This window comes from Bartonella sp. AC10YNML, from assembly GCF_042196825.1.
Taxonomy (GTDB): Bacteria; Pseudomonadota; Alphaproteobacteria; order Rhizobiales; family Rhizobiaceae; genus Bartonella.
Genome location: NZ_JBHIRA010000009.1, coordinates 16,586 through 40,233, shown reverse-complemented (window position 1 = coordinate 40,233; position 23,648 = coordinate 16,586). Strand labels below are relative to the sequence as shown.

Sequence of the window (23,648 nt, the reverse complement as noted above, 5' to 3'; positions counted from 1 at the left end):
CGGTTGCGAGCGCCCTCGCATTGGTATTCCGGGAGCCTGAAAGCACTGACCTCGAATCAGCATTTTGCTTTTAGTGCCAAAGCACCTGGACATAGCAAAATCTCCCGGAATCCCGGGATACCCGCAAAGCGGGATAAATTTATGTGTCAAGTCTTCGGGTTTTTAATCCCTATTGATCGTTGCGTAGACGACCAAAATTACACTTTAAGTGATAAAGTAATTTCAGAAGCTTGGCAAGAAAAATCAAGAATTTTCTATTCTATTATGCCGTAAAACATTGCTCTTTTAGGGGGGAGTGAAGAGCTAGAATATTTGAGGGCAGGGCTTGATTTGTTGAGCTTTATGAAGTGTTGTCGTTTGAGGGGGGCGACTGAAGATTGTAAGGGGGTACTAGGCAAAAAGCTGCGTTCATTTATAGACTGTTGTTTATAGAGCGGTACGGGGTGGTGAACCTTTCCTTGGCTTCGTTCTGTAATAATGTAAAAGCGTAAAAATGTATATCCTTAAAAGTGAAACGGAGGACTTATAGATTTATATATTGTGCGTGTTTTTGGTCATGGTATGGAATGTGGTGCGAGGATTGGGGGGAAGTGTCTTCGTGAATGGAAGTTGGGAGGAAGAGTGCTGTTAAGTTGTGAGAGTGTGATGGGAGAGAAAAAGGGGGGAATGGAGAATGAAGAAAGTGCGCATGGATAGGAGGAGAGTGTGGGTAATCCGGTGGTGCAAAGAGATGCGTGAAGGAGGGCGGTTTTGGAGATAGGGCTTGATTTGTTGAGCCTGACGAAGTGCTGTCGCTTGAGGAGTGGTTGGGTGCAAGCTTTATTTTGTGGGGAAAGCTGCTTTTTGAAGTGGGATTGTAGACTAGTGCTGGTTGGGAATTTTCATTCTTTGAGACGTGGGGTGGAGGTCAATGTAATAATATGGAAGATTGTGATCTAATAGTTTTTACATTCTTTCTTTTTTTAAAGATATTACTTGATATTAGAGTAAATGCTTATATCAATAGGAGTATTTCTTTAAAAATTTTCACTTAACTTATTAAGCGATTTATTAGAATAAAAGACTCTTCTGAAGTTCATATCACCAATTGTATTGAAGGAAGTGTAATTTTAAGTGTAGCTAAGTTTAACATCGGATGGTTGATATGAATTTGTTTTTAAAAAAGAGTCCATTAGCTCTTTTTTGCTCTCTCTTTATTTCTAAAGTTGGTGATTATGCTTATGAAGTTGTTTTTATTTTACTTGTCTTAGAATTAACAGATAACACCTTTTTTACAGGTCTTGTGTATTTTTTTCGATTTATCCCTTTTCTCTTTTTTGGCCCTATAGGAGGTTGGTTAGCGGATAATTTTTCTTTGAAGAAAAATATCATCTTAAGTGAAGTTGTTAGATTATTAGCTTCATTGTTTGTTTTTATAACTTATATAACAGGTACGGCACATATCATTGTTCTTATTTTTGCAGCAATATGTACAACGATAGGAAGAAGTATTTTCCAACCAAGTTTTCAAGCTGCTATTCCCAGAATGTTTTCAATAAAAGATCTTACAAAGGCCAATAGCATTGCTCAAATTATCATGGAAACTGCATCCGTCATTGGCCCTTTGGTTTGTTCCATACTGCTTTTTTTAGTAAATAAATCGGCAGTACTCATTTTTGATTTTTTTACCTATTTTATATCTATTATCGTGTTATTTAATCTCACGAATTTAAATTCAAATGAGAATAAATCATTCAATTTTATAAAAATTTATCGAGAAACAGCTTCATATCTTAAATATATTTCTACAGAACATAATAATTTATTTATTACGCTCGTTGGCTCGTCGTTTGCTATTCTCTTTACGGGTGCAATTTTAAGATTTTTAATTCCAGCTTTTGTTCTCTCTATAGGGGGAGAGGAAAACTTTGTTAGTTATATTTTTTCTCTCATGGCTGTTGGAACTATTGTTGGTGGTTTGTTATATAGTAAAATTATATTAAATATTACATCGTTGAAGCTCATGATATTTTGGCTTCTTTATGGGGTTATTCTGTTTGTTATGCCTTTAGCTGCTGGACTTTATTTAAAACTCCTTCTCGTGTTAGCATTTGTTTTAGGATTTATGGGTGCCTTTGTGGATATTGGTTTAGTCTCAGCTATTCAATTATATTCTCGTCGTGAAGATTTTGGTAAAAGTTTTGGAACCTTTTCAACTTTAGCGAACTCTGCGGAAGCAATCTCTGGCTTTATTGCTGGACTTTTGGCTCTCGTGGGATTGTTAAGCTCTTTTTTAGCTATGTCCGCATTAATTATTTCCACGGGAATTATTGGCGTTGTAAAAATTAAGAAAAATAAAGAGTTAACACCTCTTAACACGACAGTCGATGACGACCATTGATATATTTGATATCTCCATGCCTTTTCTTTTTTCTAAAGACGGTTCGCTAATTATCTTATTCATGAGATAAAAACACAGCTCTTTGAAGGGGGAATCTGAAATGAATGAGTGGTCAGTGGTGGAAACTTGCTAGGCAAGCATTTGAATTCTTTACAGACCGTTGTTTATAGAGTGGTACGGGGCGGTGAACCTTTCCTTGGCTTCGTTCTGTAATGATGTAAAAGCGTAAAAATGTGAATCTGTAAAAGTGAAGTGAAGGACTTATGGGTTCATATATTGTGCGTGTTTTTGGTCACTTTGGGCTTTTGGGGGCGTGGAATGTGGTGCGAGGATTGGGGGGAAGTGTCTTCGTGAATGGAGGGGAAATGAAGGGTGCTGTGCGTTGGTTTATGTAATGCAACACACCATGAAAGTAAGTATACATATACTATATGTATACTACATGCTTTACATGTGTTTTTTCGTACTTTTAACATATATATTTTGTGTGTTAAGCATAAGCTTTAAGTACTATGAGGATGGTGGCGTTTTTTTAACAAGTGAGAAATTGATTAACTAATGCTTGATAGTAAAGCAGTATGTTGTTAAGGCTATTCTTTGAAAGGAGGCTCTTATTTCTGGTGTAGGAGCTTCTCAGAATAGAATGCAATTAATAGGGGAGTTAAGATGTCAAAATATTTATTTCCGTTACCGCTTGTATTGGTGGCTGGTTGTGCATCTATCAGTAATTATTCATCAAGTTATGTCAGTCCAAATATTACGAAAGATGATGTAAAATTAATTGCTAACGATTTTGTTCGTAATCTTAAAAAACCTTTACCGCCCGCTACAACAACTCTTATTGTGAAAAAAAATAAAACAGAAGACAACTTTACTCCTGTATTTATTGATCTCTTGCGACGGAATGGATATAACGTGATCTATACAGATCAACCAAACAAACAGCAAAATGGTGTAATCTTGACTTATCAAATAACGCCAATAAAGACAGGTATCATGTCTATGGTTTCTTATGATGAGGTTGGAGTAACGCGTTATTATGTCCGTACTTATAATAGATGAAACCCCTTTACCGGTTTGTCTCAAAGAAGTAGATAATGAAGAAATGTGTTTCAGGGAAAATGTTGGGATTGAATTAATCAATAAAAATTTGCAGATGTGAAATTGCATATTCAGACGATAGTTATTCGTAGTCTCGTTTACAATTTCAGTGTTGTAACGAAGAAAGATGTCGTTTTATCTGTTTGCAATTCTTCATGTTCTGTCTCAGTTATATAGCGCTTTTATCGTTTCTGTCTTATAGAAAATTACTTTCTGTTCTACGGCTCTATATGCCAATCTAATAGTCAGATCTGATCAATCAAATTCATATGAGCTCTTTACAGAAATCTGTTGTTTGAGATTGTTGTAAAGGTGTTTTGTTTTTATCAAATTATCGCGTGGTGGTTTGGGAGTTTCCTTTGGCTGCGTTCTGTAATGATGTAAAAGCGTAGAAATGTGAATCTGTAAAATGAAGCGGAGGATTTGTGCTTTGTGAGAGCTTTTATCATGGCATGGAGTGTGGTGGGAAGGATTGGGGGAAGTGTCTTCGTGAATGGAGGAGAAAGTTGGGATGAAGAGTGTTGTTGAAGTGCGTTTTCTGGAGAAGAGTGTGTGGGGAATAGCTGTGAACAGATTGCAGAGCTGATGTGTAAAGAGATGTGAAGAGAGAAAAATCGTGGTTGGCGTTTATATTCTATGCGGAGCTTAACAATTATATTTTTATGGGGGATATTCGTGAAATGGGTGTGAGAAGAATTGAGAGGTGTTTTTTAATAAGTGGATGAATGAGCAATACAATGAAATCCCATTTAGGGGAAATCCCATTTAGGGGAAATCCTATTTAGGGGGAATCCTATTTAGGGGGAATCCTATTTTAGCTCTTGTTGTTTTAGACATTGTGTTTTGTATGAGGGGCATTTTGCAGGAAAGATGTTTTGAGGGATGTGGCTCCCCTTAAAGAAAAACACAAAAATATCAAAAGAAAAATATAAAAACTTGACAAGGTAAATGTAAAAAGGTATCATAATGATACAATCGGAATTGTGCGTTTAAATCAGATGAGATCTTTTGATAAGATTCTGTGAGAGGGGTGGGGATGTTTTTCCAAGGTTCTGGTGTTTGTTATCCTATTTTGAAGTTTGTTATCCTATGATGTCGTAAACCGGTGTCGTGAACCGTTTTTTGAGATCTGGTGGTATCAGGCGGGCAAGGCTTTAGGCTGAGGGGAATATTGGCAACGGATGTCGATTGATGGGCTTTTGTCTAATCAGAAATCAACCACAAGATTGCTTTTTGTTTTTTCGGTTTGAGTTCTCTAAAGTTTTTTAAAAGGGCGTGTTCTTTTTCGCTATAGGTGTCTTGATCATGGGGGAGAGCATTTTCCTTTGTGGGAATATCTGCTTTTATCGCAATATCGGCATAAAAAAAGGTAATGGGAACTTTTAAGATGTTGGCAATTTCTTGTAAGCGTCCTGCGCTTACACGATTGAAGCCTTTTTCATATTTTTGGATTTGTTGAAAACTGACGCCTAAATAGCTTCCTAACTCTTTTTGAGAAAGTCCCATTGAAATGCGTCTGTGACGAATTCTTTTGCCTATCGAAATATCATTGAAATGTGAATTTTTAGTTTGCACTTCAAGCTCCCCTCCAGTTGCGAGCGCCCTCGCATTGGTATTCCGGGAGGTTGAAAGCACTGAACTCAAATCAGCTTTTTGCTTTTAGTGCGAAGATGCACTTGGACATAGCAAAAACTCCCGGAACTCCGGGATACCCACAAAGTGGGGTAAATTAATGTTTGAGTTTTCGGGCTTCAACTCCCTATTGATCGCTGCGTAGACGACCAAAGCACCTTTTGAGTGATAAAGTAATTTCAAAAGATTGGCAAGAACAATTAAAAGATTTGGAAAATGAGAGCATTTTTTTGTATCTTAAAAACTGTCTCATTATCTTCTTATGCCTTATGCCTTATGCCTTATGCTGTAAAATATTGTCATTTGAGGTAGGGTGAGATGGGGGCATTAGAGGCAAGGATATGCCGTCGACGGATCTTCAAGCATATCAATTTATACGGTGCTTTTTGTGAGAGTGTCTGGATATTTGAGGGTAGAGGTTATCTATCCGTGTCTGGTGAAACAGTATCCTTTGAGGGGTGGTGAGGGGTGTTTTCCAAGTGCAATATACGCGATAAAAGTTGAATTGTTTACAGACTCTTGTTTATTGAGTGGTGGGCTGGTTTGGAAATTTCGTTTGGTTGTTTTCTGTAAAGATGTAAAAGCGTAAAAACGTGAATCCGTAAAATTGAAGTGAAGGATTTATGTGTTGTATGCTTTTGTCTTGGCATGGAATGGGGTGAGAGGACTGGGGAACGAGTCTGCAAATGAAGTGGAAAGCTAGGATGAAGCATGTGAAAATTGGCGCTGTGGGAGAAGCTTTTTGGTGTGTGTGTGAAGCTTTGTCTTTTGGGTGGGTCTTTGCTTCGAAGCGGAATTGATCGGTATTTGTAGGAGCTTTCGCTCTTTGTGTTGGAGAGGGATGGGTGTAAGAATATTCAGAGAAGGCTTGCTTGTTGAATCCGTTGTTTGAGGGGTATGGTGTGCTGATCTGTCTAAGTGCTTGGTAGGAGGAAACTGCTACAAGATGTCGGATTCTTGACAACGCAGTGTAAGACGCTGGGGGAAAAATTTCGTTTGGCTTCTTTCTGTAAAGATGTAAAAGCGTAAAAACGTGAATCTGTAAAATTGAAGTGAAGGATTTATGTGTTGTATGCTTTTGTCTTGGCATGGAATATGGAGAACTAGGGGACGCGTTTGTGAATGGAGCGGGGAAAGCTGGGATGAAGAGGGGTATAAATCGCGTTGACTGGAGAAAAGTGTGTGAGGGAATATTTTAGGGCAGCGCTTATCTGTCGTGTCTGATAAAATTGCCTTCTTTGAGGTGTCGTGATCTGAAGCTTATATTTAAAGGATGTTGGATATATTGGCGAGGGATGTTGATGGGTGTGCTTTTGTCTAATCAGAAATCAACCACAAGATTGCTTTTTGTTTTTTCGGCTGGAGTTCTCTAAAGTTTTTCAAAAGGGCGTATTCTTTTTCGCTGTATGTGTCTTGATCGTGGTGTAAGGCATGTTCTTTTGTGGGAATATCTGCTGTTAAAAGGTCCGCATAAAAAAAGTTCATAGGAACCTCTAGTTTTTTAGCAATTTCGAGCAAACACCCCGCGCTTACACGATTTAAACCTTTTTCATATTTTTGGATTTGTTGGAAACTGACACCTAAATGGCTTCCTAATTCCTTTTGAGAAAGTCCCATTGAAAGTCGTCTATGGCGGATTCTTTTACCTATTGAAATATCATTGAAATGTGAATTTTTAGTTTGCACTTCAAGCTCCCCTCCGGTTGCGAGCGCCCTCGCATTGGTATTCCGGGAGTAGTAAAGTACTGAGCTCTAGTCAGCATTTTTGCTTTTAGTGCTTATCACACCTGGACATAGCAAAAACTCCCGGAATCCCGGGACACCCACAAAGTGGGTTCATTCTTACGCTAGAGCTTAGGGCTTTACTATCCCTTATTAATCGTTGCGTGGACGATCAAAATATCCTTTGAGTGATAAAGTAATTTCAAGGGATTGGCAAGAACAATTAAAAGATTTTCTAGTCTGTTATATTGTAAAATAGGGATGTTTGGGGGGGGTGGTAATCTGATGTTAGTAGGGGAATTTACTGGGGAAGAGGTTGGATGATAGTTTAAAACCGGTGCGGGGTGGAAGCTTTATTCAGCAGAGGAAAATTTGCTTTTTGAAGTCGAATTGTAGATCAGAGCTTATCTGGCGTGTTTGATAAAATTGCCTTCTTTGAGGTGTCGTGATCTGAAGCTTATATTTTAAGGGTGTTGGATATATTGGTGAGGGATGTTGACGGGGTGCTTTTGTCTAATCAGAAATTAACCACAAGATTGCTTTTTGTTTTTTCGCTTCGAGTTCTCTAAAGTTTTTTAAAAGGGCGTGTTCTTTTTCGCTATAGGTGTCTTGATCGTGGTGTGAGAGATTTTCCTTTGTGGGAATATCTGCTGTTAAAAGGTCCGCATAAAAAAAGTTCATAGGAACCTCTAGTTTTTTGGCAATTTCGAGCAAACACCCCGCGCTTACACGATTTAAACCTTTTTCGTATTTCTGGATTTGTTGGAAACTGACACCTAAATGGCTTCCTAATTCCTTTTGAGAAAGCCCCATTGAAATGCGTCTGTGACGGATTCTTTTGCCTATTGAAATATCATTGAAATGTGAATTTTTAGTTTGCACTTCAAGCTCCCCTCCGGTTGCGAGCGCCCTCGCATGAGTATTCCGGGAGGTTGAAAATACTGACACTCGGATCAGCTTTTTGCTTTTAGTGCTGAAAAGCACTTGGACATAGCAAAAACTCCCGGAATTCCGGGATATCCGCAAAGCGGGATAAATTTATGTACCGAGCGTTCGGGTTTTCAACTCCCTATTTGACCGTTGCGTGGACGATCAAAAACACAAGCCTATCAGTAAAGTAGTTTCGGAAGATTGGCAAGAACAATTAAAATGTTTGCTGTACGGTTATACTGTAAAATAGGGATGTTTGGGGGTGGTAATCTGATGTTAGTAGGGGAATTTATTGGGTAAGAGGTTGGATTATAGTTTAAAACCGGTGCGGGGTGGAAGCTTTATTTAGCAGAGGAAAATTTGCTTTTTGAAGTCGAATTGTAGATCAGAGTTTATCTGGCGTGTTTGATGAAACACCATTCTTTGAAGTGTGAGATAGCCATATGAAATAATCAGCAGGGGAATCCGTTAGAGTGAGAAGCTGAGTTGTTGACAAATCCGTGTTTACAGAGCTGCGTGGGGTGGTGATGTGGGCGTTTCATTTGGTTTTTTTTCTGTAAAGATGGAAAAGCGTAAAAACGTGTATCTGTAAAATTATGTGGAGGATTTTGGCTTTATGTGGGTTCTTGTCTTTTAGGGTGTGGTCTCATTTTTTATTGTTGATGGCTTGTTAAATTTTGTTGCTGATTTTCATGTCATTTTTTGTGTTTGAAGTATTGGTTTTTCTTTAGTTGGAAGGAACATGATGATGGTAGATGAACATTGTCTTCCCTTACGTCGAAAAGGGCGTAAAAAAACAACTTTGAATAAAACAACAAAGCGATTTAATGAAGCTCTTTTGACAGCCGCTGAGCAGGCTGGATATCACTATGGTGAGGATGGGCTGGTGTCTTATCTTCAATATCATGCGTTGAATAATCCTGTTCCTTTTTTTTCGCTGCTGGCAAAAGTCTTGCCTCTTCAGGTTACGGGAGAAGCAGGGGGAGATGTTAAAACAGTTTCGCGTATTGAGATTGTGCCAGTGAAGCCCAAAAATACTGAACCGGAGAAGCCTGATTCTTTGGTTACTGAGGCTTGAAGCTACGAGAAAATGTTGGGTTGGGCACATGATGTTTAAGGGATATAGTCTTTGAACGGGGATGCTAGGTGTTTGTCTGAAAGCTTATGATTGAAATTGCGGTGAGGGGCGTGTGCTTTAGGCGTGTGAGCTGTGAAGTTGTTGGGCTTTGGTGGGGGAAGCGTGAGGGCGTGGACTGGAGGAGACTTCGGTGCATATGGTGTTTTTTGGGGTATATGGTGTCTGGGGTGGTCTGTGTGAAGCGGCGAGGGCAAGATGCTTTTATGGCGATGTGTGAGGGGCGCGATACCTGAAAGATGTTGGGGAGTGCTTGATGATATTTGCTGTTTTGGATTTCTGGTGAAGGTTTGGTCTTTTCTCGTTATTGAAATGGGGGAGATGTTAAAACAGTTTCGCGTATTGAGATTGTGCCAGTGAAGCCCAAAAATACTGAACCGGAGAAGTGTGATCCTTTGGTCACTGAGGCTTGTGATATTGAAAAATGTTAGGTTGAGGTGGATGATGTGGGGTGATGTCTTGGAAGGGGGATGCTTTGGTGATTACCTATCTTGAGGGGATTGAAGCGGAGGCTATCATGCTTGTAGGCGCTCGTGATACTGGGAAGGGGCTTTGGTGGGGGATGCATGAGGACGTGGACTGGAGGAGACTTCGGTGCATATGGTGTTTTTTGGGGGTATATGGTGTCTGGGGTGGTCTGTGTGAAGGGGGCGGGCAAGATGCTTTTATGGCGATGCGTGAGGGGCGCGATACCTGAAAGATGTTGGGGAGTGCTTGATGATATTTGCTGTTTTGGATTTCTGGTGAAGGTTTGGTCTTTTCTCGTTATTGAAATGGGGGAGATGTTAAAACAGTTTCGCGTATTGAGATTGTGCCAGTGAAGCCCAAAAATACTGAACCGGAGAAGTGTGATCCTTTGGTCACTGAGGCTTGTGATATTGAAAAATGTTAGGTTGAGGTGGATGATGTGGGGTGATGTCTTGGAAGGGGGATGCTTTAGTGATTGCCTATCTTGAGGGGATTGAAGCGGAGGCTATCGTGCTTGTAGGCGCTCGTGATACTGGGAAGGGGCTTTGGTAAATGATGCCGTAAGGGCCCGTGTGCTGGAGGGTTTGGTGCAGGGTATTTGTGTGGTGGATATGGAACAGTGTTTTGATGGGTGAGGGGCATGAAACTTGAGAGAAGTGTTATGCTTGCGGGATGCATGTGTTTTGGTGGGGTATCTTGGGGGATAAAGTGTGAGGATTGGTGATGCTTGAGAGGCATGGTCTTGGAGGATGTTGGGCTTTGGATATGCCTGAGAGCGTGTGCTGAGGCTATGATTTGGGGGGATACTGTGCTTGTGGTTGGGGGATGACAGGCGCGGTGTTTGAGGGGTGTGATGGGGAAATAGGGACCTTTGGGGAGATAATGATCTTTGGGGGGATAAGGACGTTGGGGCATATAGGTGGAGTCAAGGGGATCTCATGTAAAAAAGTGAAATTTATTGAACATGTGCGATGAAGAAAAGATAAAGCGCTGCTTTTGAGAAGGGCGTTTTTCGTTCAATTGCTCTTTTTGTTCAATTGCTCTGGGATAATGAAACTTGGGATAAGCAAAAGGGTGCAGCGCAATTATTGCTAAAGTATGAAAATTTATAATGACAACGGTTCAGAAAATTTCTCAAAAAATTGAGCAGAAAACGGCTCAAGTAGCTCTTATTCCAAAGCTTATTCCTGTTTTTACTGGAAATGCCGATGTGCGAGCCGCTTGGGGAGGACGCGGTTCTGGAAAAACACGTTCTTTTGCTTTGATGTCGGCCGTGGTGGGATATCGCCATGGAATGGCTGGAGAACGCGGTATTATCCTTTGTGCAAGGCAATTTCAAAATTCTCTTAATGAAAGTTCGTTGGAAGAAATTAAACGCGCTATCGAAGCTTATTCTTTTTTACAAGACTATTATGAAATCGGCGATAAATATATTAAGTCAAAAGATGGACGGATTGTCTATGTCTTTGCTGGACTTGATCGCAATATCGCAAGCATTAAATCAATGGGGCGCGTCTTCCTTTGTTGGGTCGATGAAGCCGAGCCCGTGACCGAGACCGCTTGGCAAACACTTATTCCAACTTTGCGCGAAGAAGGAAAAGATTGGAATGCAGAATTATGGGTGACATGGAACCCATGTCATGAAAATGCACCCGTGGAAAAACGTTTCCGAAATGTCGATAATCCTCATATCAAAGGGGTGGAAATCAATTGGCGCGATAATCCGCAATTTCCTGAAAAACTCAATCGTGATCGAATGGACGATTTACAGCAAAGACCAGAGCAGTATAACCATATTTGGGAAGGAGAATATCTCCAAGCTGTGCAAGGCGCTTATTATCAGAAATGTCTGCTCGAAGCCGAGATGGAAGGGCGGATTACCACTGTTCCACGGGACCCTTTGATGCAGGTGAGAATCTTTTGGGATATTGGGGGAACAGGCGCAAAGGCCGATGCTACCGCATTGTGGGTGGCGCAGTTTGTTGGAAGGGAAATCCGAGTGCTCGATTATTATGAAGCCCAAGGACAACCTCTCTCAGAGCATGTGGGGTGGGTCTTTCAAAAGGGATATGATAAGGCTCTTATGGTCTTGCCTCATGATGGCGCAACAAAAGATCGTGTCTATAATGTGAGTTTTGAAAGTGCTCTTCAACAAGCTGGTTTTCAAACCAAAATAATTCCTAATCAAGGAACAGGCGCTGTTAAAATGCGTATCGAAGCCGTAAGGCGGTTGTTTCCTGCACTATGGTTTAATCGTGAAACAACATCTGCGGGGAGAAAAGCGCTCGCCTGGTATCATGAAAAGCGTGATGAACAGCGCAATATCGGTCTAGGGGCTGAACATGATTGGGCAAGCCATGGGGCCGATGCCTTTGGACTGATGTGTGTGGCTTATGAACAACCAAATGCTAGAGTGCGAAAAAAAACTTATCGCTCTTCTCACCATTCTCAAACTTCATGGATGGCTTTTTAATGAATATGTCTACAAATTCTTCTTTTGATCAAATCGAAACGCTTGAAAATCAAGCTCTCTTTAAAAAACTCGTGGGTTGGTATCAGGATGATATTACCCATGTCGAAAAATGGCGAAAAAATGCCCAAGAAGATTACGATTTTTATAATGGGCGGCAATGGAATGAGCAAGACCTTGCCGTCTTGCACGAACAAAACAGACCGGTGATGACTTTTAACCGTATTGCACCTTTAATTAATGCTGTGATCGGTGCTGAGCGCAATAATAAAAGACAAGTCCAATTTATTCCACGACAAGAAGGTGCAGCTTTTGCTAATCAGATTCTAACAGGAGCAGCCGAATGGTTTCGCGATGAAGCCGACGGCGAATACGAAGATTCCGATGCCTTTCAAGATGCAATTATTTGCGGCATGGGCTGGACAGATACACGCCTTGATTATGAACAAGATCCACAAGGAAAACCAATCATTGCGCGGCTGGACCCTATGAAAATGGTGTGGGATGCAAGTGCTGTTAAGTCTAATCTCATTGATGCTCAACGCTTATGGTATATTGATGAAAAACCTCTTGCCGTAGCGCAGGAAATGTTTCCAAATGTTCATTGGAGCGATCTTCATGCTGATTGGGTGAAACATCAGAGCTTTTTACAGCCAACCAGTAGTGGGGTGACACAAAGTTATCAGGTAGAGGGAGAAGAGGCAAGCTGTTATCAACGTCCTAAAATGGTGACATTGGCAGAATGTCGCTGGTTTGAACGCGAGGTGGTTTATAAAGTCCTTGAGCCGCAAAGTGGAAAATTTATCGATTATTCAGAGCAGGATTTCCAAAATTTAAGCAAAACCTTTCCTCATATTCAAGCAACAAAGTTGACCAAAAAAATTGTCAAACGGGCATTTTTGGGCAGAAAGCTGCTCGAAGCGCCTGATAAGCCCTTGGTTCCACCCAATCAATTGGGATGGGAGTGTATTACCGGTACTTTTGATAAGTTAAGCCGACAGTTTTACGGAATTGTTAAGCCAACAAAAGATCCGCAACGGTGGGCAAACAAATATTTTAGTCAAGTAATGCATTTGCTCAATAGCCAATCAAAAGGCGGCATTATGGCAGAACGCGATGCTTTTGATGATGATCGACAAGCCGTCGAGAGTTGGGCTAGAGCCGATAGTATTACTTGGTTGAAAAGTGGGGCTGTCTCTGGCGGAAGAATCCAGCCTAAACCCGTGGCGCAATTTCCGCAAGGTTTTTTTCAATTGTTTAATGAAGCAAAGAGTGCTCTCGAACAGGTGACGGGATTGTCTTCTGAATTTATTGGGACGCGAGCTGTCAATCAGCCTGGCATTCTTGAACAACAACGGCGACAATCGTCACTTAATCTTTTGGCTTCCTTTTTTGATGGGTTGCGTCGATATCGGCAACGACAGGGAAAAATTATTCTCTATCTTATTCAAAATTATCTCTCCGATGGGCGGTTGGTCCGTATTGCCGGGGATGAAAATGCTCAATATGTTCCACTGACACGCGAAATGGTGACAAGTTTGGAATATGATATTGTCGTGGATGATGCGCCAACAAGTCTTAATGAAAAAGAGCGTACTTTTGCATTGATCATGCAATTGCTTCCTTTGATGCAAAATTTTGCAACGCCAGAGATTATGCTCGATCTTTTACGCTATTCGCCTTTACCCGCTTCACTCATTCATAAAATCGCTATAAAGGCGCAAAACGCTCTCCAAGAAGAGCAAAATGCCTCAGCACAGATGGGGGGTAATGTGGGAACAGAGCAGATAATGCAGATGTTGCAGACAGTAAAGGCTCAACAATAGGACGCTTTGTCATGCGCGACTTCTGATAAATTCCATCTACCAGAAATTGCTTATCGATACAATTTCCATAGCATAATGTCGTCTTCCTTTATCTTCGAAGAGCTGTTTTATGGAACTATCCCTGTTGGGGAAAACAGGGTGGAGAGGGAGTCTTGCCGTTATGTGGGGTGAACATGGTGGGGAATGGTGGGCGCAAAATGGGCTTATCGATTTCCATAGTGTGCATGGGCTCCCTTTTCTTAAAAGAACTGTTTTATAGGGCAGGATTGTTGGGGAAAAATCGAGGTGGAGAGAGGGAGTCTTGCCGTTATGTGGGGTGAATATGGTGGGGAATGGTGGAGCCCAAGTGATGGGAGAGCATTGAGGGAATAAATGCTCACAGGCTGTTTTATCTGAAAAATTTAATTTTATTGTTAAAAAAAAGAAAAGGCTAATGTCATGGATCAAGAACACTTAACGCCGGCAGAACAAAACCAATTAAAACAAGATTTTCTGGTCTCAACACAAGAGGGAGAAGATGGTGAAATTGCAAGAGAAGAAAAAACTCTTGAAGATAATTTCCAAGGGCAAACGCATCAAAAACAGTCCTCTTCGCAAAAGGTAGAAAAAGAGGTTCAAGGAGGAGAAGATGTTCCACCAGATCCACAAAAAGACTTTATGGGCTATATGCAATGGTTGGGAAAAACACTCCAAAAACAAGGGCTTTTACATGAAAAACCCCAAGATAAACCGACTGTTTGTGAAGCAGAACAGTTGCACGCATTCTATCAACAGTCTGTTGCCAGTGTTAAACAAAAACATCATGATTTTGATCAAGCCGCCGATTTTATTTATGAAACGCGGGCTAAACAGTTGGCTGCTTGTGCTTCGCTCTATCCTGAGATGGCAGATCCCCAAAATATTGATGCGATAATTGGTGATGAGTTGAAGCAGATCTTGCGCGATTGTGCGCAAAAAAATCAAAACCCTGCTGAAGTGATTTACACGATTGCACAAAAAATTGGCTACACAAATGTTCCCAATAACATGGATGAAAATTTACAGGAAAGACACAATTCTGCGCGTACTCTTGCTGCTTATAACGGTTTAACGCCAAATGGGCCGATTTCTTTGGATATGCTTGATAAAATGTCAGAAGCAGAATTTAGCGCTTGGGTTGCTGATCCTAAAAATAAAGCTGCTTTTAATCGTTTAATGGGGGGAAGAGAATTTTAAAAACAAAAATGTGGCAGGGTCTTTTGCGGGAACGTGGAGCGGCTTTTGGGGCGTGAAGGTGGCAGGCGTTTTTTGAGGGAACAGGGGCGGGGGGAGTGGGGATTTCTCAAAGCACGGATGCGGTGAGGAGAGCTCTTATAAGGAGGAGGCAGACGCTAACAGAAATTAGATAAAACTCACGAACAAACTATTCACCATTTGAAATAAAATGTGGTGTTTTAACAACCGGCGCTTTGCCGGGTTTTTTATGTCAATAAAACTTTTAGAGGACAAAATGACTGTAACTTATATCGGACTTAATGACCCAATGGCAGTGCGCACATGGTCTAAATTATTAAACCAAGAAGTCTCAAAAGCACTTCCAATTGCACCGTTGATTGGAAATGATTCAAACAGTATCGTACAATTAAAGGATGAAACCACGAAAGCAAGTGGGGATGCCATTAGCTTTAATTTGCGTGTGCAGTTGCTAGGCGATGGGGTGAGTGAAGGGCAGACATTGGAAGGCAATGAAGAAGCTTTACAGTTTCTCAATGATCGCTTGGCAATTAATGAACTCGTTCATGCTGTGCGTGTCAAAAATGAGGGAACAATTGATCAGCAACGAATTCTCCATGATTTGCGCACCGAGGCAAAAAATGGTTTGGTTGATTGGTATGCAGATCGTCTGAGTATGATGTTCTTCATTCAAGTGTGTGGTTATACCGCAAAAGCTATTAACTTTGAGGGACGTACGATTACTCTTAAACCTGTCCATTATGGGTTTAATGCGCCAACGGCACCAACCAATAAACGCGTGGTACGTCCTAACGATAAAGCAAAAGATGAGGACTTAAAAGAAGGCGATGTTTTTGATCTTAAGCTCATTGATAAAGCTGTCGAACGGGCTAAATTGGCAAATCCTAAAATTAGACCTGTGCGGATTGATGGCGAAAATGTCTATGTGCTGTATCTGCACCCAACCCAAGTGACGCAATTGCGAACTAATACAGATGCGGGGCAATGGCTCGACATTACTAAGGCAATCTATAGTGGAAGTCGTATCAAAAATCCGCTCTATGATGGGTCTTTGGGCATGTATAATGGTGTGGTTTTACGCGAAGCTGAACATATTACCGAAGGGGTTGAATCTGGGACGGCAAATAAAGCTGTACCAAATGTGCGGCGGGCTGTTCTGCTTGGTGCGCAGAGTGCTGTGATTGCTTTTGGTAAAGATCGAGGAGCAACACGCTATAAATTGGTGGAAGAACTCTTCGACTATGAAAGAGAATTCGGGGTCGCGGCAAAAACCATTATCGGTATGAAAAAAACTTGCTTTACCTTGCCAGGAAGTACGCAAGGGGCTCAGGATTTTGGCACTATCGTCATCCCAACTTATGGAGCGCCCGCTTAAAGCGAATGTTTGCTCTCTTCCCCCAACAAGAGGGATCTGTTGGGGGAAAAATTTAAAATGCTTCCAGAAACAAGGACAGGCTTATGACCACTTTATCCACTGATCCCCAAAATCTAAACCTTACACATTCAGACCATTCTAAAACTTTTGCTTATATGGTCGCGCTTATTCAAGATGAAATTGACGATACAACAGCGGAATATTCCCTGCAAATTCAAGATTCAATTTTTACGGCTTTGCGTTTGTGTGAACGCGAACCCTTTTTCTTTAATGAAAAAAGAGAAAGGACGTTTAAAACACAAAGTGGTAAAACATGGTATGGGCAAGAAGAGGGAATTTGTATTAAATCAGAAAAGGTTTTAGAGAGCGTCTTTTTAGCAACAAACGATGAAACACCAACAAAATTGTTCTTTAAGCCCTTGGAAGTGTTGCATCAACAATATGGCGCGCATCCTGTACTGGGAACGCCATTCTTTTATACGTACCTTGATCAAAAAATAGGTCTCTTTCCAACACCAGAACATGTGGAAACCGTAAAGCTCTCGTATGCTCCTATTGCGGATGAACAGCTGAGAGAAGATGATAATCCTTGGTTGCTTCATGCTTTTGATCTTATTAAAGCGCGGGCAAAATATGAATTGTATAAAAATATCCTTAAAGATCCTGAATATGCCGCCGTTTCTTTCAGAGATTTTCAAGAACAGCTTCAAGCTTTGCGTATTGAAACATCGCGTCGAAAAGGTTCTTCAAAAATTCGTCCAATGCGTTTTTAAAAGGCTTTTTTCGAAATCGTTTATGGCGGGCGTTGAAGGTTGGTTTGTCCTTTATGGTTGGATGCGCGTTGGGTGTTGATGGTGAAGCGCTGGTGTTTGGCGTTGGGCTCCACCATTCTTTATGGTCACATTTTGCTCGATAAATGAGACAGCCTGAGGTTGTGTATTATGGTACTTTATGTCCTTAGAGTTTTGTTCTAAGGGCTTTTATGGTTAGTTTTATCAATAAGCCTTGGTGTTTTGAATGGCACTGGGCTCTTTTAGAGATTTTATGAAGGGTTTTAAGGCTCTTTCCCAATCATGGGGATTGGTGACGACGGTTGGTTTTGGTTAGGCGCTGGTGGATGGCGTTGGGCTCCACCATTCTTTATGGTCACATTTTGCTCGATGAATTAAACAACTTGAGGTTGTTTATTTTCTTGCATTTTATGCCTTTAGAGTTTTGTTCTAAGGGCTTTTATAGTTTTTATCAATAAGCCTTGGTGTCTTGAATGGCACTGGGCTCTTCAAAGATTTTATGGGGGCCTTAATGGCTTTTTCCCCCGTCATTGTGGGTGATTGCGGGCAGTTGATTTTGGTTTGGCGCTGGTGGATGGCGTTGGGGTGGCTATTATTGATGGTATCGTTTTTTTGATGCATTAAACAACCTAAGGTTGTTTATTTTCTTAAATTTTATGCCTTTAGAGTTTTGTTCTAAGGGCTTTTGTAGTTTTTTTATTATTAATAAGCCTTGGTGTCTTGAATGGCACTGGGCTCTTCAAAGATTTTATGGGGGTCTTGATGGCTTTTTTCCCAATCGCTGATTATCGACCCGATGTGGCGGATATCAATGGAATTTTTACTGATGAACTTGTTAATGTGCTTCCAGCTGATGGCTCCTATATTCCTATGCCAAGTTTTGAACCTTTATCAGAGCCTTGTCCGGAGCCAATTTTAGGCGCTCTTGCGGTTAAAACAAAAAATGGGGTTTCTATTATTGCTGGGACAAGAGAAAAAATCTACTTGCTTGATAATACAACAATGAAGTGGAGGGATATTAGCCAAAAAGGAAAATCTTATCTTGCTAATATCGATGCTCCGTGGTCTTTTGCTTTGTTTGGTGATTTGATCATTGCTGTTAATGCCAATGATAGACCACAAGTGATCGATATTAACCATGATAAAACATTTAGAAATTTAGGAGGTAATCCGCCACAGGCGGGGATTGTTCGAATCTGGGGAGATTTCGTTTGTTTGATGAAATTAACCGAAAATCCAAGACGGGTTCATTGGTCTGGATTGAATGATGCTGAATTTTGGACCGTGGGGAAAAAAAGTTGTGATTATCAAGATTTTCCTGATGGCGGATTCGTCCAAGGGGCAACCGAGACAACAAATCCAATTATCTTTATGCGTTCTGCAATCTATGCCGGTTCTTTTATCCCTGGATCAAAGATTATTTTTAGTTTCCAAAAAATCCACGATAAACGAGGCGCTAAAAATGCTGAATCAATCGTTTGTCGGGGCGATTTAGCATTCTTTGCCGATGAGGGCGGTTTTTATCAAATAACAAATGAGGGACAGATTATCCCTATTGGGTTCGAAAAAGTGGATCGAACGATGACAGCAAAATCAAGGAAGGATAATCTGTACACCCTGTCGGCTGCTATCGATGGGGTGTATAATCGTGTTTATTGGATGGTTGATTCTGATGAGAACATTCATAAACGGATCTTGCTCATTTATGATTGGGGATTGCAAAAATGGACAAAAGCTCTCGTCGATATCAAAATGATATTGCCTATTTTCTTAGCCGGAACAACTCTAGAAGGTCTTGATTTTGTGACTAAGAATATTGACGATTTGTCCTTTTCTCTTGATAGTAAAGTGTGGAGAAATGAATCACCTATGCTGGGGGCATTTGATCAACAGGGCAGACTGGGGTCGTTTTCTGGGTGTCCTATGGCTTGTGTGGTGATATCACAAGAAATGGGACAGACAAATGGCATGATAACACGCGTGAAAAATATTATGCCTCAGGTCAATAGTGGAAAGTTTTATTTATCTGTGGGAATGCGCTTTCGACAATCTCTTGAAGAGGAAACTGTTTGGTTGCCAGAAAAACAACCCTCTTATAATACTGGACAAATTCATTGTCGCGCAAGGGCACGGTTTTATCGCTTTAAATTGCGTATTCCTGAAGGGGTGAATTGGACTCATGTCACCGGATTTGATGTGGAATTGACGTCTGCCGGCATGCGATAGGCATGCCCTTTTATAATACCATGCGATAGGCATGCCCTTTTATAATACCATGCGATAGGTTCAAAGCCTCTATTATTAAAGAACAAATGCCCCATAGGCTTCCCAAGCCTTTATAAACAAAGGCACAATGCGATAAGCCGTGTCTTTATAGTATGAAGAACAATGTGGTGCGTTATGTTTCATGCTTTTCTGCAATAAAGGAAAAATAGGCTGCACCATGGTTTCTATAAAGTAGGAATGGCGTATTCCCTATTTCTTGTTACAAGGGATGATGGGGGATTATTTTTTGTTGTGGTGTCTCTCTTCTTCTTTTTGAAAGTTGTGCGGTAAGCACGAATGCGTGAAGTATGCATGGGGATGCGTATTGCTCAAAGAGGGGGTGACAAAGCTAAAAGAGCCCAAATTATGATGCTTGAGAGTCAAGATTTATATTCTGCTCATCTGACAGAGCAGTGGCCATGGGAAAAAATAGCTCCCTATCAAGAGGCACTCAATGCTGCATTGAAAAAATATGCGCAGCGCTTTCCGGATGATGTTTGTCTGGAAAAAATTGCTGAAGAAATCGCTACAGGACAAGCACAATTGTGGCTGGTCTTAAAAAATAAAATCCAATTTAGTGCTTTTGCAATTACCAAAGTTGAAATAACCCATACGGGAAAAAAATGCGTCGTTCTCTCAGATCTTGCGGGAGAGGGAGGGCTGAAATTGGTCAAGTTGATTGATGAAGTCGAAAAATGGGCGCGAACAATCAATGCGGACGAAATGCACATGTTTGGAAGAACTGGATGGGCGAAAAAGCTCGCTCATCACGGATATTCTCGTAATCTTATTCAATATAGAAAGGTTCTGGGTTCATGAGTAGAAAAAAAACACCTCAAGTACAGACAACAACACAAACAAATGCACCACCCGCTTGGGCCGCTGATATTCTTAAACAAGCCAGTGCTAACGCGCTTGGACTTTATAATAAAGGAATTGGTGGAAACGTTTATCAGGGAGAGAGAGTTGCCGGTCTTAGCGATATGACAAAAAATGCGCTAACTGGTTTACAACAAGCAGCAGGGCTCTATAACAATCCAACGGTAACGCAATGGTTGAATGCACCAACCAACAGCGCTACAAATCTTTCCGGTATGGCTAAGGGAAGCTGGATTGGAAGCAATAGTAAATTTAATACTGCATTGCAAAATGCTTTGAATAAAACTTCTGATGCGATTAATCAATCTATGTCTGGGGCAGGACGTTATGGTTCTGGCGCTCATACTGGTGTGCTGGCCGATGAGTTAGGCGCCTTGGCAACAAATGCTGCGGTACAGCAGTATAATCAAGATATTAATAATATGATGAACGCGAACCAGATGATTGATCGCTCTCAGCAGGATCAGGTTAATGCAGCAAATAGCTATTATCAAGGACAGAGTAATGCGCAAAGCAATGCTTTGAAAGGAGGAATGATTCAAGATATGAATCGTCAAAATGTCTTAGATGCGGAGCGCCAAAAATGGTCAGAAAAAGATAATCAAGATTGGAACCGCTTAGAACGCTTGTTACAGGTAGGAACACAGGCCGCTGGAAATTACGGCACAACTTCAGGAAAATCTACAACAATACCTTCTGTTACAAAAGATCCGTTGCGTGATGCGCAGCAAGTGCTTGGATTGGTCGGAGGAATTTTAGGGCTTTGTGATGTGAGAGCAAAAGAAAATATTATCCCTGTGGGGCAGAAAAAGGGATATCCACTTTATACCTTTAATTATAAAGGAAATCCACAACGTTATCAGGGCGTTATGGCGCAAGATGTGTTGCGTGTGAAGCCTGAAGCTGTTTATGTCAATGCAAAAACAAAGTTATTGCATGTTGATTATGACAAAATAGGTTTGAAAATGGAAAAAGTGAAAATGGAAAAAATACCGGCATCTAAAAATAAAGTTGCGGCTTTCTTTTCTTCATTTTTTGCTCGTTTTCCCTTTTTGAAAAAAGAGTATCTTCTATGAGTTCGATTTATGATTGGTCAATTGTTGCATCAGAAAATGCTTATGCCGATGAAAGTATAAACTGGGCAGAAGGGCAACCGCCAAGCACAGTCAATGATAGTGCTCGCGCTATGATGCAACGCATTAAAGAATATTTGTTGGATAATGGGGGCGGGATTGAAACACAGTTTACTGTCGATGTGGAAAACGAGAGGACATCACTTCGTTTGGCAACAAAGTCTTTTTTTGAGACTTATATGGATGGCATTGTTGTGCGCTTTAAAGCACAAGGCGTCAATAGAGGAAAGACAAATATTTCTTTGAATCAATTGCCGCCACGACCAACTTATATGGCAACGCCAGAGGGTATCATGCCTTTAAAAGGGGAGGAAATTCAAAAGGGGGGGCTTTATGAAGTCGTCTATACGCGTGATATTGCCGGAAAAAATGCTGATGGCTGGTTTTTAACCAATCCTACTATAAAACTTCCTGAAATCCCTCCTTTTCCTCCTTTGCCTGAAACTTTTTCTTCTGGATTTATTGGGACTTTTGCTACAGAAAAAATACCCTCTGGATGGTTACTCTGTGATGGTAAAGAATATTCGCGAAGGAACTATGCTAATCTCTTTGCTGTTTTGGGAGAAACATGGGGAAAAGGAGATGGGAGAACAACATTCAATGTTCCCGATTTGCGTGGAATGTTTTTACGGGGGCTCGATAGTGGAAAAGCAATTGATAAAGGACGTCGCTTGGGAAGTCGACAAGAAGAGTCTTTTAAATCTCATACCCATGAAGGAAAAACAGATTCAACAGGTAACCACCAGCATAGTTACCCCATGATTGAAAAGGTAGTTTGGGATATGAATCACGGTGAATATTATAGAAATCTGGCTCAAATTTACAATAAAAATTTGTTGACAGGTCCTGCGGGAGAGCATGAACATAAGGTCTTGTTGCAAAAAACAGGGGGAGATGAAACACGTCCTGTCAATGTGGCGGTGGTTTATGCTGTCAAAGCCTGAGAATGAAAGCTGTGTGAGAGAAAGATAAAAATGCTTGCAAAATGTTTGTTATGAAAAAAGTCTTATAGAATATATTGTGCAGAAAGTTTTGAGGCGCTTTAGAAAAAAAACTCAACTCTCTTTATTCTTTTATTTTTTGTGCTGCCTTTGTTGGATGCCTAAAGGTGAGTTTATCTATTGTTCTTTAGAGGATCAAGACAGTGATTATTAAAGGTAGGGAAAGAACAAAAAACTTTCTTTATTCATGGCGTTTTTTGCTGAGGAATAAAGATTTTATCCCAAATGCCTCTCTCTTGTGGTATCGTGATCCATTGTTTCAAGTGCTGGGTTTAAACCGCTGCTGTGCGATGACAAAAAGCCCCTAGATAATTTTATCCTATTATAGCGTAAAGTACCGTCATTAAAACACTATTATTGAAGGTGGTGATATCAGTAAGATAGCTTAAAGTATTTAATACATTAGCAACTGTTCTGGGGAGGATTTGCTTGGTTAAGTATTATGCAAGTGAATCATATAAATAATGAGCAGATATGGAGCTCCTTCAGAGGAGTTGGATTGTTTACAAACCGATGTGGGGCTAAAACCTTTGTCCTTTGAGGGTGGTGGGAAGAGGTCAACGGATATGTTTATTTAAAGTGAGAAAAGGCAAAATGAAGCACTCCCTTTTTTGGCAAAGCATGTAGGAAAAAAGGCTCCTCTTTGCTTTCAAAATGGGTGTACTGTTGGCTAGAAGCAGCAGGTTGGTGATGCGTTGTAACGTATGGTGAGGCATTGAACTCTCTGAGATGGCATTTTGTGCTTATCAGGAAACTTCTTGAAACAGGATGAGAGTGATACGAGAAAATCTGTAAGACAATAGTTTGTTCCGTTGTGTTGTAAAATACCATTGTTTGAGATGTGGTTAAAATTTTATGCATAGGGTGTTTTTCGTCTGTGAGTATTCCTAAAGCAGTGTTTTTTTTGTAGAGTTACTCTAAATAGGGATACATTACAAAGAGGCATTTGAAGGGGGAAGCCAAGTTAAATCTGTTAGATAAGAAGCCAGATTGTTTACAAACCATTGTTTATTGATTGGCATTATTTAAAGACCGGATTTAAAGACCGGTGTGGGCGTTGTCATTTTGGGAAAGGTTGATACAGCATGCAAGGTGATCAAACATTTTTCTTTGATTATCAGGTGATAAAGTCAACATTTTAGGTGGAAAATAGAGTATAATCTAAAAAAATACCTTGTAAAAATTTTCGATGAGGAAATTTTTTTTAAAGCCTTTCATATGGTTGTCTGAGGTTGTCTGAGGTTGTCTGAGGTTGTCTGAGGTTGTCTGAGGTTGTCTGAGGTTGTCTGAGGTTGTCTGAGGTTGTC

Annotated in this window: 20 protein-coding genes; 17 read left to right on the top strand and 3 right to left on the bottom strand. The window is 40.7% G+C overall.

The window, feature by feature from the left end; genetic code table 11:
• From ACFINA_RS05980 to ACFINA_RS05960, 5 genes are all read left to right on the top strand, one after another.
• A partial coding sequence (locus ACFINA_RS05980; protein ID WP_375615228.1) for a hypothetical protein occupies window positions 1-273 on the top strand: 273 nt, incomplete at its 5' end.
• A 267-nt stretch (window positions 274-540) separates the two neighbouring features.
• Window positions 541-696: a hypothetical protein gene (locus ACFINA_RS05975; RefSeq protein WP_375615227.1), complete on the top strand. Its 156-nt coding sequence runs from the start codon at window positions 541-543 to the stop codon at window positions 694-696.
• Window positions 697-1,144: 448 nt separating this feature from the next.
• On the top strand, window positions 1,145-2,380 hold the full coding sequence (locus tag ACFINA_RS05970; RefSeq protein WP_375607032.1) for an MFS transporter: 1,236 nt from the start codon (window positions 1,145-1,147) through the stop codon (window positions 2,378-2,380).
• Between the two features lie 263 nt (window positions 2,381-2,643).
• Entirely contained in the window at window positions 2,644-2,775 is a 132-nt protein-coding gene (locus tag ACFINA_RS05965; RefSeq protein WP_375607031.1) for a hypothetical protein, read from the top strand.
• Window positions 2,776-3,046: 271 nt separating this feature from the next.
• Window positions 3,047-3,442, top strand: coding sequence for a hypothetical protein (locus tag ACFINA_RS05960; protein ID WP_375607030.1), 396 nt, complete (start codon window positions 3,047-3,049; stop codon window positions 3,440-3,442).
• A 1,242-nt stretch (window positions 3,443-4,684) separates the two neighbouring features.
• Here ACFINA_RS05960 and ACFINA_RS05955 read toward each other — a convergent pair.
• The 3 genes from ACFINA_RS05955 to ACFINA_RS05945 form a co-directional block, all read right to left on the bottom strand.
• Window positions 4,685-5,056 (bottom strand): helix-turn-helix domain-containing protein, encoded by a 372-nt coding sequence (locus ACFINA_RS05955; RefSeq protein ID WP_375607029.1) that lies wholly within the window; start codon window positions 5,054-5,056, stop codon window positions 4,685-4,687.
• A gap of 1,374 nt (window positions 5,057-6,430) precedes the next feature.
• The gene (locus tag ACFINA_RS05950) at window positions 6,431-6,799 is read right to left on the bottom strand and encodes a helix-turn-helix domain-containing protein (RefSeq protein WP_375614713.1); all 369 of its coding nucleotides are present in this window, start codon (window positions 6,797-6,799) and stop codon (window positions 6,431-6,433) included.
• Window positions 6,800-7,348: 549 nt separating this feature from the next.
• Window positions 7,349-7,717, bottom strand: a complete 369-nt coding sequence (locus ACFINA_RS05945) for a helix-turn-helix domain-containing protein (protein WP_375610670.1) — start codon at window positions 7,715-7,717, stop codon at window positions 7,349-7,351.
• 796 nt (window positions 7,718-8,513) lie between these two features.
• Between ACFINA_RS05945 and ACFINA_RS05940 the strand changes: the two genes are divergently transcribed.
• The 12 genes from ACFINA_RS05940 to ACFINA_RS05885 all read left to right on the top strand — a co-directional run bounded on the left by ACFINA_RS05940 (window position 8,514) and on the right by ACFINA_RS05885 (window position 22,284).
• Window positions 8,514-8,843 (top strand): hypothetical protein, encoded by a 330-nt coding sequence (locus ACFINA_RS05940; protein ID WP_375615240.1) that lies wholly within the window; start codon window positions 8,514-8,516, stop codon window positions 8,841-8,843.
• A gap of 511 nt (window positions 8,844-9,354) precedes the next feature.
• Entirely contained in the window at window positions 9,355-9,597 is a 243-nt protein-coding gene (locus tag ACFINA_RS05935) for a hypothetical protein (RefSeq protein WP_375615226.1), read from the top strand.
• A gap of 882 nt (window positions 9,598-10,479) precedes the next feature.
• The gene (locus tag ACFINA_RS05930) at window positions 10,480-11,841 is read left to right on the top strand and encodes a PBSX family phage terminase large subunit (protein WP_375607027.1); all 1,362 of its coding nucleotides are present in this window, start codon (window positions 10,480-10,482) and stop codon (window positions 11,839-11,841) included.
• Entirely contained in the window at window positions 11,841-13,664 is a 1,824-nt protein-coding gene (locus ACFINA_RS05925; protein ID WP_375615225.1) for a portal protein, read from the top strand. The genes ACFINA_RS05930 and ACFINA_RS05925 overlap by 1 nt, the downstream gene beginning before the upstream one ends.
• Window positions 13,665-13,773: 109 nt before the next feature.
• Complete coding sequence (locus ACFINA_RS05920) at window positions 13,774-13,923, top strand: hypothetical protein (RefSeq protein WP_375608193.1); 150 nt, start codon at window positions 13,774-13,776, stop codon at window positions 13,921-13,923.
• Between the two features lie 179 nt (window positions 13,924-14,102).
• Window positions 14,103-14,879 (top strand): hypothetical protein, encoded by a 777-nt coding sequence (locus ACFINA_RS05915; RefSeq protein WP_375609347.1) that lies wholly within the window; start codon window positions 14,103-14,105, stop codon window positions 14,877-14,879.
• A 274-nt stretch (window positions 14,880-15,153) separates the two neighbouring features.
• Complete coding sequence (locus ACFINA_RS05910) at window positions 15,154-16,272, top strand: N4-gp56 family major capsid protein (protein ID WP_375607024.1); 1,119 nt, start codon at window positions 15,154-15,156, stop codon at window positions 16,270-16,272.
• A gap of 83 nt (window positions 16,273-16,355) precedes the next feature.
• Entirely contained in the window at window positions 16,356-17,045 is a 690-nt protein-coding gene (locus ACFINA_RS05905; protein WP_375615224.1) for a hypothetical protein, read from the top strand.
• 780 nt (window positions 17,046-17,825) lie between these two features.
• Complete coding sequence (locus ACFINA_RS05900; protein ID WP_375607022.1) at window positions 17,826-19,289, top strand: hypothetical protein; 1,464 nt, start codon at window positions 17,826-17,828, stop codon at window positions 19,287-19,289.
• 405 nt (window positions 19,290-19,694) lie between these two features.
• Window positions 19,695-20,147, top strand: coding sequence for a hypothetical protein (locus ACFINA_RS05895; protein ID WP_375607088.1), 453 nt, complete (start codon window positions 19,695-19,697; stop codon window positions 20,145-20,147).
• Window positions 20,144-21,283 carry a tail fiber domain-containing protein gene (locus ACFINA_RS05890; RefSeq protein WP_375609349.1) on the top strand — a complete coding sequence of 380 codons (1,140 nt, stop codon included), beginning with the start codon at window positions 20,144-20,146 and terminating at the stop codon, window positions 21,281-21,283. The genes ACFINA_RS05895 and ACFINA_RS05890 overlap by 4 nt, the downstream gene beginning before the upstream one ends.
• Entirely contained in the window at window positions 21,280-22,284 is a 1,005-nt protein-coding gene (locus tag ACFINA_RS05885; RefSeq protein ID WP_375615223.1) for a phage tail protein, read from the top strand. The genes ACFINA_RS05890 and ACFINA_RS05885 overlap by 4 nt, the downstream gene beginning before the upstream one ends.
• Window positions 22,285-23,648 lie beyond the last annotated feature (1,364 nt).